The following is a 13,616-nucleotide window of genomic DNA, read 5'->3' on the forward strand; positions in this document are numbered from 1 at the left end:
GGATCTCGGAAGGATGATCGGCGACGTGGGCAGAACTCTCGTACTCGGACTCGGCGGCACCGTCGACTACGAGCTGAAGTGGGATTCGTCGGTGTTCGACAGGCTGGCGCACGCGCACGGAGTGCGGCGGCACGAGCTCACCACCACGGCGCCGATCACCGACGAACGGTCGTTGCTGGTGGCGGTGCTCGCGTTCGTCGCCTCGGGGACCGGGGCGGAGCGTTTCGTCGCCTCGTCCGAGGTGATCGAGGACTTCGTGTCGCACTTCGAGCACGCGATCACGCTCGGGGGCACCGGTGTGCGAGCGGGGCTCGTGCTCGACGCCCTCGGCATCCCGAGCGTGCAGCACCTCGTCAGCATCGACGACAACGTCCGTCGTCTGCTGCCGGACACGATCTCGTACATCTGCTCGGCGACCGAGGACACCCTCGACCCGCATCTGATCGTGCAGTATCCGGTCGGCGCGCACGTGCGCCTCACGGACGGCGACGTCCTGTCGCCCGCGCCCAATCGGCTGATCTTCGCGAACGATCCGCCGAACCGGAGGATGCTGCTCGCCACCGATCTGCCGACGACGCTGGCCGACGCGGGCGTCTTCCTCGTCTCGGGATTCAACACGATGCAGGATCACGACCTGCTGGAGCTCCGGCTCGCCGAGGTGCAGGGCGCGATGCGCAGCCTCCCCGACGATGCGCTCGTCTACTACGAGGACGCGGGCTTCTACACGCGCGATTTCGCCGACACCGTGCGCCGCCATCTGCTGCCGCAGATCCATGTCTACGGCATGAACGAGGATGAGCTGCAGGAGTACCTCGGACGCGCGGTGAACCTCCTCGACACCGACGACGTCATCCGCGCCCTCCGCGCGGTGCACGCGATCGTCCCCGCGCGGGCACTCGTCGTACACACCCGCTACTGGGCTATCGCCATCGGACCGGATGCCGCCCGGCACGGTGCCGCCCTCGACTCCGCCGTCCGCGTCGCCGCCACCCGCTACCGCGTGGGTGACGGCCTGACCGCCGCGGACGTCGACGACACCGATGCGATGCCCCGCCACGGGGGAGGGGAGGCGCTCGTCGCCGCCGTCGAGGCCGGTCTGCCCGGTTCCGTCGGGGTCGCCGCATTCTCGCTCGATGTCGCCACCCCGACGACCGTCGGACTCGGCGACACGTTCGTCGGCGGCTTCCTCGCCGGAGCCGTGCGATCGAAGGAGAACGTGTGAACCCGATCCTGCTGCCGTCCAACCGGCCCGCCGAGCGCTTCTACCGCGGCGGTGCGCGCATCAGCGTCTTCCGCGGCGAAGCCAGTGACGCTCCCCGCGAGCCGGAGGACTGGATCGGCTCGACGACCACGGTCAACGGCGAGCCCCTGCTCGGGCTCACCACTCTCCCGGACGGCCGCGTGCTGCGTGACGTGATCGAGCACGATCCGACGGCCTGGCTGGGCGATGCCCACGTCGCACGGTGGGGTGCGGACACGCGACTGCTCGTGAAGCTGTTGGACGCGGGGCAGCGGCTGCCGGTGCATGCACACCCGCACGACGACTTCGCAGCGACGCATCTCGGTCGAGCACACGGCAAGGCAGAGGCGTGGTACATGCTGCAGGGCGGCACGGTGCATGTGGGACTTCGGGAGGACGTCGATGCCGCGGCGCTCGCCGACCTCGTGGATCGGCAGGACGTGGACGCACTGCTCGGTCTGCTGCACGAGGTGGAGGTCGCTGCGGGCGACGTCGTCTGGGTGCCGCCGGGCGAACTGCACGCGATCGGCGCCGGAATCCTGCTGCTCGAACTCCAGCAGCCCGAAGATCTGTCGATCCTTCTCGAGTGGGACGGCTTCGCGATCGACGGTGCGGAGGCCGGGCATCTCGGCCTCGGCTTCGAGCTGGCGCTCGCCGCGGTGAACACCCGTGGGCGTTCGGCGGCCGACCTGGATGCGCTGATCGGAACCGCCCCCGATTCCGGTTCCGTCTTTCCAGCCGCCGCGGACGAGTACTTCCGACTCGAGCGGATCCCCGTCGACGGCTCGACCGTCGTCGGTCGCGGCTTCTCGATCGTGATCGTGAGCGGCGGTGACATCGAGATCGACGGACGGAGACTCCGCATCGGTTCCTCGCTGCTCGTGCCGGACGCGGCCGGGGTGCTCGAGGCGACGGGCGCGGGCGAGCTTCTCGTCGCCCGCCCGCCCGCGCCCTGACTCGGAATCGACGCGGATTCTCCCCGGCTAGACTGGAGCCATGCCCGAACCGAAAGTCGCCAGCTTTCCGGCGATCCGTGGTGCGCTGAAGTTCTACCAGATCGCGTCGATCATCACCGGAGTCATGCTGCTCCTGCTGGTCGCCGAGATGGTGCTGAAGTACACGCCGATCCGACTCGAGCTCTTCGCAGGGGGATCCGGCGGTCTGCTGTGGTTCGCACCCGTGGTCGAGGGACCCGAGGGCCTCGAATCGACCGGCGACGGACTCAACATCTCGCTCTCGATCCTCGTCGCGCATGGCTGGTTCTACGTCGTCTACCTCTTCGCGTGCTTCCGGATGTGGAGCCTGATGCGCTGGCCGTTCCTGCGCTTCATCCTGCTCGCGCTCGGCGGCGTCATCCCGCTGCTGTCGTTCTTCATGGAGGCCATCGTCGCCCGCGACGTCAAGGCCTACCTCGCTTCCCGGGAGGCCGCCGCGGCCCCCGCCCCTGCCACGGAAGGTGTCCGGTGACCGAACAGTCCGAGACCCAGCAGCGCCCCGCGCTCGTCGTCGACTTCGGCGCGCAGTACGCGCAGCTGATCGCCCGCCGAGTGCGTGAGGCGGGTGTCTACAGCGAGATCGTGCCGCACACCGCCACGGCCGCCGAGATCGCCGAGAAGAACCCCGTCGCCATCATCCTCTCGGGTGGTCCGTCGTCGGTCTACGAAGAGGGCGCCCCGCGCCTCGACCCGGCCGTGTTCGACCTCGGAGTGCCCACGCTGGGCATCTGCTACGGCTTCCAGTACATGGCGCAGACGCTCGGCGGCGAGGTCGCGAACACCGGGCTTCGCGAGTACGGCGCGACGGATGCCGTCATCTCCGGCGACGGCGGCACGCTGCTCGGCGGCCAGCCGGCAGCGCAGAACGTCTGGATGAGCCACGGCGACCAGGTCGCCAAGGCGCCCGAGGGGTTCGACGTGCTCGCCACGACCGACGCGACGAAGGTCGCGGCGTTCGCGAACGAGGAGCGCGGCTTCTACGGTGTGCAGTGGCATCCCGAGGTCAAGCACTCCGACCACGGACAGCAGGTGCTCGAGAACTTCCTGCACAAGGGAGCCGGGCTCGCCTCCGACTGGAACAGCGACAACGTGATCGCCGAGCAGGTCGAGCGCATCCGCGAGCAGGTCGGTGACGCCCGCGTCATCTCCGCCCTCTCCGGCGGTGTCGACTCGGCGGTCTCGACCGCGCTCGTGCACAAGGCGATCGGCGACCAGCTGACCGCGGTGTTCGTCGACCACGGCCTTCTCCGCAAGGGCGAGCGCGAGCAGGTCGAGAAGGACTACGTCGAGTCGACCGGCGTGCGTCTGATCACGGTCGATGCGGCAGATGTCTTCCTCGGTCATCTCAAGGGCGTCACCGACCCCGAGGAGAAGCGCAAGATCATCGGGCGCGAATTCATCCGCGCTTTCGAGAAGGTGCAGCTCGACCTCGTCGCCGAGGCGAAGGCCTCGGGCGGCGCCCCGGTCAAGTTCCTCGTGCAGGGCACGCTCTACCCCGACGTCGTCGAGTCGGGCGGCGGTGCAGGCACCGCGAACATCAAGTCGCATCACAACGTCGGCGGACTGCCGGATGACCTCGACTTCGAGCTCATCGAGCCGCTGCGCGCGCTGTTCAAGGACGAGGTCCGTGCGATCGGCCGCGAGCTCGGCATCCCCGAGGCCATCGTCGGGCGCCAGCCGTTCCCCGGCCCCGGCCTCGGAATCCGTATCATCGGCGAGGTCACGCAGGACCGCCTCGAGATTCTCCGCGAGGCCGATGCCATCGCTCGCGAGGAGCTCACCAAGGCCGGACTCGACCAGGACATCTGGCAGTGCCCGGTCGTTCTCCTCGCCGACGTCCGCTCGGTCGGCGTGCAGGGCGACGGACGCACCTACGGCCACCCGATCGTGCTGCGTCCGGTGTCGAGTGAAGACGCCATGACCGCCGACTGGACACGCCTGCCCTATGACGTGCTGGCCAAGATCTCCAACCGGATCACCAACGGCGTGCGCGACGTCAACCGCGTCGTGCTCGACGTGACGTCGAAGCCGCCGGGGACCATCGAATGGGAGTGAGCGTCTCGCTCACCTGATCTCGAACGGGCACGGACCATCACGGTCCGTGCCCGTTCGCGTTATTTCGGGCAGGATGAGCGTATGACCAAGGCGCGGACGAAGATCACGGTGATCGGTGCAGGCAGTGTGGGCGTCAGCGTCGCGTATGCGGCGCTGATCCGGGGGAGTGCGGCCGAGGTCGCGCTCTACGACATCGCCACCGACAAGGTGGATGCCGAGGTGCTCGATCTCGCGCACGGGACGCAGTTCACCTCCGCGGCCGTGAGCGGCGGCTCCGACCTCGCCGTCGTCGAGGGCAGCGACGTGATCGTCGTCACCGCCGGAGCGAAGCAGCAGCCGGGACAGACCCGCATGGAGCTCTCGGGCATCAACGCTCGTCTGCTCGAGAAGCTCATGCCCCAGCTCGTCGAGCGCGCGCCGAACGCCGTCTTCATCATCGTCACGAATCCGGCCGATGTGATGACGGTCGTCGCCCAGCGTGTCTCGGGCCTGCCGCCGCATCGCGTCTTCGGATCCGGAACCGTGCTCGACACGTCGCGTCTGCGCTGGCGGCTCGCGCATCGCGCGAATGTGAGCACCGCGAGCGTGCACGCCGACATCGTGGGCGAGCACGGCGACACGGAGTTCCCGCTCTGGTCGAACGCGACCATCGGCTCGGTGCCGATTCTCGACTGGCCCGCCGATGAGCCGTTCACCGTCGACGAGCTCGACCGCATCGCCGTCGAGGTGCGCGATGCGGCCTATGCCGTCATCCGCGGCAAGGGAGCCACGAATCTCGCGATCGGCGTCAGCTGCGCCCGCATCGCCGAGGCAGTGCTGCACGACGAGCGGGCGGTGCTTCCGGTCGCGACGGTGCTCGACGGCGAATACGGGCTTCGCGGTGTCGCGCTGTCGGTGCCCTCGGTGGTGGGCGCTGCCGGGGCCGTGCCGTTGGCCGAGACGCCCATGAGCGAGCACGAACTCGCACTGCTGCGGGCCTCGGCCGACGCGATCCGGGCTGCGGTCGACGAGCTCGACTGAACGGCCACCGGAGAATCCCAGAGTTTTTTCGCGGAGATGTCGATCTGCGGCACCTTCGTTCGACGTCTTCAATGAGAGGGTCGACAGGCGGCCCCACCACCGAGGAGAACACCATGAAGTACATGCTGATCATGCGCTCGAACGACGAAGCGGTCGAGGCGTACAAGGAGATGCCGTTCGAGCAGGTCATCGAGGCGATGGGCAAGTACAACGAGTCGATGATCAAGGCCGGCGTGCTGGCTGCGGGCGAGGGCCTCAGCGACGCGGCGGAGGGATTCGTCGTCGACTTCAGCGCCGAGAAGCCTCTCATCACCGACGGCCCCTACGGAGAGACGAAGGAGCTGTTCAACGGCTTCTGGATCCTCGAGGTCTCCAGTCGTGAAGAGGCGGCGGAGTGGGCGAGCAGGGCTCCCCTCGGCAAGGGGTCGTTCCTCGAGGTGCGGCGTGTGACCGACGAGTCCGACTTCCCGGCCGACAACGAGTGGATCGAGAAGGAGAAGGGCTGGCGCGAAGAGGAAGAGGCGCGTCGCGCCCAGCAGTGAGATGACCGACTCCGCACACCGCGAGACGGTCCGCCACGCACCCGACGAGGACGTGCGGCGGGCCGTCGCCGCCGTGTGGCGCATCGAGTCGGCGAAGATCGTCGCGACCCTGACGCGTGTGGTCGGCGACTTCGGCCTCGCCGAGGACCTCGCGCAGGAGGCGCTGCTCGATGCCCTGCGGCAGTGGCCGGTCGAGGGCGTGCCGCGCAACGGCGCCGCCTGGCTCACGGCGGTCGCGAAGCGCAAGGCGATCGACGGCTGGCGGCGCCGCGAACGTCTCGACGACCGGATGGCCGTGCTCGCCCACGACCTCGAGCGAGAGCAGGCGGATGCCGCAGACGCGCCGCCCTGGGACCCGGATGCGGTCGACGACGACGTGCTGCGGCTGATCTTCATCTCGTGCCACCCGGTGCTCTCGCGCGAGGCGCAGGTGGCGCTCACCCTCCGCGTGGTGGGCGGCCTGTCGAGCGAGGAGATCGCCCGGGCGTTCCTCGTGCCGACGGCGACCGTGCAGCAGCGCATCGTGCGGGCCAAGAAGACTCTCGGTGCGGCGCAGGTCCCGTTCGAGATGCCACCACGGGAGGAGCACGCAGAGCGCCTGGGAGCGATCCTGGGCGTGCTCTACCTGATCTTCAACGAGGGGCACGCCGCGAGCAGCGGTCCCGACTGGATGCGCCCCGAGCTGAGTCTCGAGGCGATCAGACTCACGCGGGTGCTGGCCGCGCTGATGCCGCGCGAGCGCGACGTGCACAGCCTGCTGGCCCTGATGGAGCTCACCGCCGCGCGGTTCCCCGCCCGGATCGATGCCCACGGCGAACCGGTGCTCCTGTCCGACCAGGACCGTCGTCGCTGGGATCGCAGCCGCATCGCGCGGGGACGTGCTGCGCTCGCGGCCGCTGACGCACTCGGCTCGGGTCGCGGCCCCTACGGCCTTCAGGCGGGGATCGCGGAATGCCATGCGACAGCCGCGTCCGTCGACGACACCGACTGGGAGCGGATCGTGCTCCTGTACGAGGCGCTCGGTCGGATCGCTCCCTCGCCGGTCGTGGAGCTCAACCGGGCGGCTGCCGTCGCGATGGCGACGGGCCCGGCATCCGCTCTGCAGATCATCGACCGGCTCGGCGCCTCGGGTGCGCTGGCCGGTTACCACCTGCTGCCCGCGACGCGGGGGGAACTGCTGCTGCGACTCGGTCGCGCGGAGGAGGCGCGCAGCGAGTTCGCCGTCGCCGCAGCGCTCGCAGGCAACGACAGGGAGCGGGCGCTGCTGCAGGCCAAGGCCGACGCGCGCTGAGCAGACGGCACACAGAGAAACCGCCCTCTTCACCAGCGTCGCTGGGGAAGAGGGCGGTTTCCTGTGTTGCTATGAGGTCAGCTGCGGGCCTTGCTGCCGCGGTTGACGATCAGGCCGTAGATCAGCAGCACGATGATCGAGCCGCCGATGGCGAGGAGCCACGTGCCCAGGTCCCAGAACTCCGTGAGAGGACGGTTCAGGATCAGGCTTCCGAGCCAGCCGCCGAGGAGGGCGCCGACGACGCCGAGCAGGAGGGTGATGAACCATCCGCCACCCTGCTTGCCGGGAAGGATCAGCTTCGCGATGGCTCCGGCGATGAGGCCGAGAAGAAGGAATCCGAGAAAGCTCATGTTCAGCTCCTTTGTTTCGTGAGCCCTGGGGTGCCAAGGCTCGTGTGATCCACTGTGCCCTCTCAGCTGATTATCAGCCAACCCCTTGCGCTGGAGGCCTCGGATATGCCAAGAGGCCCGCCCCCGAAGGGACGGGCCTCTGAGTGAGGCGGTTCGCGGTCAGTTGTTGCCGCGGACGATCGCGATGATGCGCAGGATCTCGACGTAGAGCCAGACGACCGTGACCATGATGCCGAAGGCGCCGAGCCAGCCGTACTTGCGGGGAGCGCCGTTGCGCACGCCCTGCTGGATCTGGTCGAAGTCGAGGACCAGCGAGTAGGCCGCCATGATGACGACCAGGACGCCGATGATCAGACCGAGCGGGATGCCGAAGATCTCAGCGCTGTAGAGGCCGAACGCCTGTCCCTGGGGGAGGACGCCGGTCCACATGAGCACGAGGTTCAGCAGCGAGAACACGAGGTAGCCGACCATGGCGATCATGAAGATCTTGGTGGCCTTCTTCGACGCGCGGACCTTGCCGCTGGCGAAGAGAGCGAGGGTCACGCCGACGACCGAGACCGTGGCCAGGGTCGCCTGCATGACGATGCCGGGCCACAGGACCTCGAAGAACGCCGAGATGCCGCCGATGAAGAGGCCCTCGAATGCGGCGTAGGCGAAGATCAGCGCGGGGCGGACCTTCTTGCGCGAGGTGAACGTGATGACCATCGCGAGCACGAAGCCGCCGAGCGCGCCGACGATCCACGGCATGAGGTTCGGCTCGAAGCGGTTGTAAGGGTTCAGCTCGGGAGCGGCGACGCCGCCCAGAGTCAGGAACCAGCCGACGGCGGCGGTGACGAGCAGGATGGCGAAGAGTCCGGCGGTCTTCCAGACGGTGTCCTCGACGGACATGCGGTCGGTCTCGATCGCTCCGGCCGGGGGAGCCGCGTACATGCCCTCCAGCTGTGCGTTCGCCGCGGCGTCCATGGTGCCGTGCTGGAACGACGCGGCTTGCGCCCCCTGCGCTCCCTGCGGGGCACCCGGGTAGGTCGCGACGTTGCGCGGATCCTGCTGCTGGAACGCCGGGTTGTTGAAGGCGAAGTTGCTCATGTGGGCCTCACTCCAAAGTGGGTTGTAGGTCGCTTTCCTCCACGATACCCGGAAGGGCAGGTCATCAGGGTGTTCTACGCTGAGAGCGTGCCCAGGAAATCGCCTCTCGTGATCGGGCATCGCGGTGCGCCCGGCTATCGTCCGGAACACAGTCGCTCGTCATACGAGCTCGCCCTCGCGATGGGAGTCGATGCGGTCGAACCCGACGTCGTCGCCACGAAGGACGGCGTGCTCATCGTGCGGCACGAGAACGAGATCTCCGGCACCACGGATGTGGCCGAGCACCGGGAGTTCGCCGACCGGAAGACGACCAAGCGCGTCGACGGCGAGGCCCTCACCGGCTGGTTCACCGAGGACTTCACCTGGGATGAGCTCACGACGTTGCGCAGCCGGGAGCGCCTTCCGAAGGTGCGCGTGTCGAGCGCGAGCTTCGACGGTTCGCAGGCGATCCTGCGGTTGACCGACGTGCTCGACATCGTCCGGGCCGGCTCGGTCGAGCACGGACGCGAGATCGGCGTGGTGCTCGAGGTCAAGCACGCCACATACTTCGCGAGCATCGGCCTCGACCTCGCGCCGCTGATCGAACGCGACCTGCGTGCGGCGGGGTGGGCCGAGGGCGAGCTGCCGCTGATCGTGGAGTCCTTCGAGTCGACGATCCTCGGACAGCTGAGGGCCCGAGGCATCGCGGCGTCGTACGTCTATCTGATAGAGGCGTCGGGACGCGCGTACGATCTGGTCGTCGCTCAGGGCACGCAGGCGCCCACGTATGCGGCCACCGTCACCCCGCAGGGACTCGATGCGCTCGTCGGCCGGGTCGACGGAATCAGCGTCGACAAGCGCATGCTGCTCGCCGCAGGCAACTCGATCGTCCCCGATGCGCATGCGCGCGGGCTCACGGTCTTCACCTGGACCTGCCGGCCGGAGAACGCCTTCCTCTCGGCGGAGTTCCGCGGCCACGGAGGCAAGAGCGCCTACGGGGACTACGAGGCCGAATGGGGCGTCATCGCTCGCACGGGAGTCGACGGGGTCTTCGTCGATCACCCCGACCTCGGGGTCGGATTCTTTCGCGGCTGACCTCGATCAGAACGGGCCGAGCACGTCCGGAACGGGGCGATCGAGGTGGAGCGCTCGCAGCGGCTCGAGGATCTCGCGCTCCTCGAAGCGGAAGTGCGACTCCATGATCGCGCCGATGCCGTCGAGGTGGCGCTCCAGCGTCTCACTGCTCTCTCCGCTCTCGACGGCCGTGCGGAGTCCTCCGAGCAGGTGGGCCAGCATCGAGTGATCCTGCGTCAGCTTGGCGATCACGTCGCCGAGTTCCGGGTGCTGGTCGCGCAGCGCGGGGAACAGGGCGCGGTCCTCGCTCAGATGATGCCCATCGAGGGCCGAGCAGAAGCCGATGCAGAACAGCGCGAGCTCGCGCGTGGCATCCGGAGCATCCGAACCGTCCTGCACCGCCTCCCTCGTGGCCTCGAGGGCGGCGCGGAGTCTCGTGTGCGCCCGGCGCAGCTCTGCGTCCCAGGCGATCAGGCGATCGGCATCCATCCCGGCAATTCTAGAGCCGGCATCCGCGGTCAGAGCGTGCGGTCGAAGGCGCCGCGGCGCGACACGATCTCCTTGCCGAGAGGCATCAGCGAGACGGGCACCATCTTGAAGTCGGCGATGCCCATCGGGATGCCGATGATCGTGATGCAGAGCGCGAGGCCGGAGACGATGTGTCCGATCGCCAACCACCAGCCGGCGAGGATGACCCAGAGCACGTTGCCGAGGAACGAGCCGACTCCGGAGGTCGGCTTGCTGACGATCTCACGCCCGAACGGCCAGATCGCGTAGCGGGCGATGCGGAACGAGGCGATGGCCCAGGGGATCGTCACGATCGGAATGCACAGCAGGATTCCGGCCAGCATGTAGCCGAGGAAGAGAGCGAGTCCGGCGAAGACCAGCCAGATGATGTTGAGGATCGTGCGCACGGGCCGATTCTCGCATCGACGTCTGAGCATCCGCCTGTTCGCGGCCTCCCGGGCCGATGGCGAACCGCCACCGGTCGTTCACCATCCGTGCACCTGCACGCCGTCGTTCGGCCATGCGGGATCGCTGATGTGGAGTCCTACCCGACTGATTCCCTCAGGAGCCCTATGTCCCGCCTGCACTCTGCGGCTGCGGTCACGACGGTCTGCGCGCTCAGCGCTGCCGCCCTGCTCGCCGTGCCGCTCGCCGCCACCGGAGCCGAACCCGGTGTCCGCATCAACGAAGTCGAGTCGAGCGGGGGAGCACCCGGCGACTGGATCGAGTTCGTCAACACGTCGGCCGTCGCGGTCGACCTGAGCGGTTTCGTCGTCAAGGACGACGGCGAAGATGAGGCGTACACGTTCCCGGACGGATCGGTGATCGAGCCCGGCGCGCATCTCGTTCTCGACCAGGCCGATGCCGGAGCGGGCGACTTCGCCTTCGGCCTCGGCAAAGAAGACCAGGTGCGACTGTTCGACCCGAGCGCCGTGCTCGTGGACGAGACATCGTGGGCGGCTCACGCTGCAGTGACCTGGGGAGCGCGGGAGGTCGACGGCATCGTCGAATGGGCGGAGACGTCCGAGTCCACGAAGGGCGCGGCGAACGTCTTCGCATCCGACGAACCTCTGGGCGGCACCATCGCGATCAATGAGGTCGACTCGCAGCCGGCGGACTGGGTGGAGTTCCACAACGCGGGCGATGCCCCTCTCGACATCTCGGGCTACGAGATCCGCGACAACTCCGACGACCACCGCTGGCAGTTCCTGCCGGGCACGGAGATCGCCGCGGGCGAGTTCCTCGTCGTCGAGGAGGGCACCATCGGTCTCGTCGGTGGCGTCGAGACGGCCTTCCGCGATCCGATCGGAATCGGCAGCGCCGACCGCATCCGCCTGTTCGACACGGCTGGCGTGCTGGTCGACGACACGCAGGCATGGAGCGGCCATGCCGCCATCGACGGCGACGCCATCGCCGCGACCCTCGCTCGCTGCCCCGACGGAGAGGGCGCCTTCGTGCTCGCATATGCGACCCCGGGGGCGACGAACACGTGCGTCATGCCGGACGTCGTGATCAACGAGATCGAGTCCGACGGCGACGCGACCGACTGGGTCGAGGTCGTCAACTCGGGCAGCACACCGGTCGACCTCTCCGGCTGGACCGTCATGGACGGCGACCCGGTCGGCCACGCGGCGGAGACGACGCCGCTGCCCGCGGGCACCGTGCTCGAACCCGGCGCGTACCTCGTCTTCGACCAGCCGAAGGACTTCGTGTTCGGTCTGGGCAACGGCGACACCGTCACGCTGCGCGACGCGAACCTCAACATCGTCGACGAGCACGTCTACGCGGCGCATGCGGCGGGCGTCCTCGCGCGATGCGCGGACGGAGCTGGAGAGTTCGCCGACATCGCGGTCTCGACCAAGGGCCAGCGCAACGCGTGCGGCAACCCGGTGCGGATCAACGAGGTCGAGTCCGACGGCGGATCGCCCGGTGACTGGATCGAACTCGTCAACCCGACCGCATCCGCCCTCGACGTCTCCGGCGTCGTCGTGAAGGACGACGACGACACCCACTCCTACGTCATTCCGGCCGCGACCACCATCGCCGCGGGCGGATACCTCGTCATCGAGGGCACGGACCTCGGCTTCGGTCTGGGTGACGGCGACTCCGTTCGCGTCTTCGACGGAGATCTGCTCATCGACTCCACCACGTGGGGCGCAGGGCACGCGGCCACCACGTGGGGGCGCTGCCCGGACATCGCCGGCACCTTCGCGGCGACCGCGGAGAGCACGAAGGGTGCGGCGAACATCTGCGCCGGCGAGATCCCCGTCTCGCCATGGCCGGGTTCGGCCGACGTCCGGGTGCTCGACACCGCGCCGACGTTCCTCGAGGACAGCTCGGGTCTCGACGTGCAGGAGACGTCGGACGGATCGTTCCTCTGGGCCGTGGACAACGGCGAGGGGCGCATCTGGAAGCTCGAGGCCCACGCCGACGGCTCGTTCTCGCAGATCGCCGGGTGGGAGTCGGGCAAGCGCGTGCGATTCCAGAAGGATGCCGGCGACCCGAACGCCGCAGGCCCCGACACCGAGGGCATCACCGTCGACGGCGAGGGATCGGTCTACGTCGCCTCCGAGCGTGACAACAGCGCCAAGGGCGTGAACCAGAACACCATCCTGAAGGTCGACCCTGAAGCCGCCGCCGACGACCTCGTCGCCGAGCAGGAGTGGGATCTGACCTCGTCGCTCCCCGCCGTGGGAGCGAACCTCGGCATGGAGGCGGTGCAGTGGGTGCCGGACAGCGCTCTCGACGGCGCACTCTTCGACGTCAACACCGCGGCCCCGTACGACTCGGCAGACTACGCCGGACACGGCGGCGGCCTGTTCTTCGTCGCGGTCGAGGACAACGGTCACGTCTACGCGTTCGCGCTCGGCGCCGACGGCCGGGCCACGCTGGTGTCGGAGATCGCACCCGGTCTGCCCGGCGTCATGGCGCTCGACTACGACAGCGTGCTCGACGTGCTGTGGGCGGTCTGCGACGACGGCTGCCAGGGGCAGTCGGCCCAGATCACGCTGAACGGCACCGAACAGCCCGGCATCGCGCACTTCGCCCGCCCTGCCGGCATGCCCGACATCAACAACGAGGGATTCGCGACCGCCCCGGCCTCGCTGTCGGTCGACGGTGAGCGTCCGGTCTGGTGGTTCGCCGACGGTTTCGCCGCCGAGGCGCTGCGAGTCGGCACCCTTCCCGGAGTGACCGGAGAGACGCCCGGCGAAGGGCCCGGGGAGAACCCGGGGCAGACTCCTGGCGAAGGTCCGGTCTCGAGCCAGCCCGGCGGCGCGCCTTCCGGTGACGACCGTGACGGTGCCGCCGACCTCGCTGCGACCGGCGCGGAGGTGCCCGTGGCCCTGCTCGCTCTGGCCCTGATGCTCGTCGTCGGCGGTGCGCTTGTCGCCGGTCGGCGCCGGCGCGTCAGCTGACACGAGCGACGCGACGAGGATGGGGCGGATGCACGGGATCCCGTGCATCCGCCCCATCCGC

General features: G+C 68.7%; 13 protein-coding genes. 9 read left to right on the top strand and 4 right to left on the bottom strand.

Translation table 11 applies throughout. The features are described 5' to 3' along the window. The first annotated feature begins 25 nt into the window (after window positions 1-25). The 7 genes from BMW26_RS04250 to BMW26_RS04280 all read left to right on the top strand — a co-directional run bounded on the left by BMW26_RS04250 (window position 26) and on the right by BMW26_RS04280 (window position 7,143). On the top strand, window positions 26-1,222 hold the full coding sequence (locus tag BMW26_RS04250; protein ID WP_157557405.1) for an ADP-dependent glucokinase/phosphofructokinase: 1,197 nt from the start codon (window positions 26-28) through the stop codon (window positions 1,220-1,222). Beyond that, window positions 1,219-2,196 carry a class I mannose-6-phosphate isomerase gene (locus BMW26_RS04255; RefSeq protein WP_072590860.1) on the top strand — a complete coding sequence of 326 codons (978 nt, stop codon included), beginning with the start codon at window positions 1,219-1,221 and terminating at the stop codon, window positions 2,194-2,196. Before BMW26_RS04250 ends, BMW26_RS04255 begins: the two co-directional genes overlap by 4 nt. Window positions 2,197-2,236: 40 nt before the next feature. Next, window positions 2,237-2,707: a DUF3817 domain-containing protein gene (locus BMW26_RS04260; RefSeq protein WP_053098982.1), complete on the top strand. Its 471-nt coding sequence runs from the start codon at window positions 2,237-2,239 to the stop codon at window positions 2,705-2,707. Then, window positions 2,704-4,290 (top strand): glutamine-hydrolyzing GMP synthase, encoded by a 1,587-nt coding sequence (gene guaA / locus BMW26_RS04265; protein WP_072590861.1) that lies wholly within the window; start codon window positions 2,704-2,706, stop codon window positions 4,288-4,290. Before BMW26_RS04260 ends, guaA begins: the two co-directional genes overlap by 4 nt. Before the next feature lie 81 nt (window positions 4,291-4,371). Next, complete coding sequence (locus tag BMW26_RS04270; RefSeq protein WP_053098984.1) at window positions 4,372-5,310, top strand: L-lactate dehydrogenase; 939 nt, start codon at window positions 4,372-4,374, stop codon at window positions 5,308-5,310. A 113-nt stretch (window positions 5,311-5,423) separates the two neighbouring features. Next, window positions 5,424-5,852, top strand: a complete 429-nt coding sequence (locus BMW26_RS04275) for a YciI family protein (RefSeq protein WP_053098985.1) — start codon at window positions 5,424-5,426, stop codon at window positions 5,850-5,852. 1 nt (window position 5,853) lies between these two features. Next, window positions 5,854-7,143: an RNA polymerase sigma factor gene (locus BMW26_RS04280; RefSeq protein ID WP_072590862.1), complete on the top strand. Its 1,290-nt coding sequence runs from the start codon at window positions 5,854-5,856 to the stop codon at window positions 7,141-7,143. A 77-nt stretch (window positions 7,144-7,220) separates the two neighbouring features. On the opposite strand, the gene BMW26_RS04285 is transcribed toward BMW26_RS04280, so the two are convergent. Continuing rightward, the gene (locus BMW26_RS04285) at window positions 7,221-7,493 is read right to left on the bottom strand and encodes a GlsB/YeaQ/YmgE family stress response membrane protein (protein ID WP_053098987.1); all 273 of its coding nucleotides are present in this window, start codon (window positions 7,491-7,493) and stop codon (window positions 7,221-7,223) included. 159 nt (window positions 7,494-7,652) lie between these two features. After that, window positions 7,653-8,579, bottom strand: a complete 927-nt coding sequence (locus tag BMW26_RS04290) for a Bax inhibitor-1/YccA family protein (protein ID WP_056277311.1) — start codon at window positions 8,577-8,579, stop codon at window positions 7,653-7,655. 87 nt (window positions 8,580-8,666) lie between these two features. On the opposite strand from BMW26_RS04290, the gene BMW26_RS04295 reads away from it, so the two are divergent. Beyond that, on the top strand, window positions 8,667-9,653 hold the full coding sequence (locus BMW26_RS04295) for a glycerophosphodiester phosphodiesterase family protein (protein ID WP_072592220.1): 987 nt from the start codon (window positions 8,667-8,669) through the stop codon (window positions 9,651-9,653). A 6-nt stretch (window positions 9,654-9,659) separates the two neighbouring features. Here BMW26_RS04295 and BMW26_RS04300 read toward each other — a convergent pair whose 3' ends face one another. Both BMW26_RS04300 and BMW26_RS04305 read right to left on the bottom strand, forming a co-directional pair. Beyond that, on the bottom strand, window positions 9,660-10,121 hold the full coding sequence (locus tag BMW26_RS04300; RefSeq protein ID WP_157557406.1) for a hemerythrin domain-containing protein: 462 nt from the start codon (window positions 10,119-10,121) through the stop codon (window positions 9,660-9,662). 29 nt (window positions 10,122-10,150) lie between these two features. Continuing rightward, window positions 10,151-10,546: a YccF domain-containing protein gene (locus BMW26_RS04305; protein WP_053098990.1), complete on the bottom strand. Its 396-nt coding sequence runs from the start codon at window positions 10,544-10,546 to the stop codon at window positions 10,151-10,153. 165 nt (window positions 10,547-10,711) lie between these two features. On the opposite strand from BMW26_RS04305, the gene BMW26_RS04310 reads away from it, so the two are divergent. Beyond that, window positions 10,712-13,555 (top strand): lamin tail domain-containing protein, encoded by a 2,844-nt coding sequence (locus BMW26_RS04310; protein ID WP_072590863.1) that lies wholly within the window; start codon window positions 10,712-10,714, stop codon window positions 13,553-13,555. The last annotated feature ends 61 nt before the right edge of the window (window positions 13,556-13,616 follow it).

It is taken from the genome of Microbacterium sp. 1.5R, assembly GCF_001889265.1.
Taxonomy (GTDB): domain Bacteria; phylum Actinomycetota; class Actinomycetes; order Actinomycetales; family Microbacteriaceae; genus Microbacterium.

Bases quoted from the DNA above. Each gene is read 5' to 3' on its own strand.
- BMW26_RS04260 (WP_053098982.1), top strand. From the start codon at position 2,237: ATGCCCGAACCGAAAGTCGCCAGCTTTCCGGCGATCCGTGGTGCGCTG.
- BMW26_RS04270 (WP_053098984.1), top strand. From the start codon at position 4,372: ATGACCAAGGCGCGGACGAAGATCACGGTGATCGGTGCAGGCAGTGTG.
- BMW26_RS04275 (WP_053098985.1), top strand. From the start codon at position 5,424: ATGAAGTACATGCTGATCATGCGCTCGAACGACGAAGCGGTCGAGGCG.
- BMW26_RS04280 (WP_072590862.1), top strand. From the start codon at position 5,854: ATGACCGACTCCGCACACCGCGAGACGGTCCGCCACGCACCCGACGAG.
- BMW26_RS04285 (WP_053098987.1), bottom strand. From the start codon at position 7,493: ATGAGCTTTCTCGGATTCCTTCTTCTCGGCCTCATCGCCGGAGCCATC.
- BMW26_RS04290 (WP_056277311.1), bottom strand. From the start codon at position 8,579: ATGAGCAACTTCGCCTTCAACAACCCGGCGTTCCAGCAGCAGGATCCG.
- BMW26_RS04300 (WP_157557406.1), bottom strand. From the start codon at position 10,121: ATGGATGCCGATCGCCTGATCGCCTGGGACGCAGAGCTGCGCCGGGCG.
- BMW26_RS04310 (WP_072590863.1), top strand. From the start codon at position 10,712: ATGTCCCGCCTGCACTCTGCGGCTGCGGTCACGACGGTCTGCGCGCTC.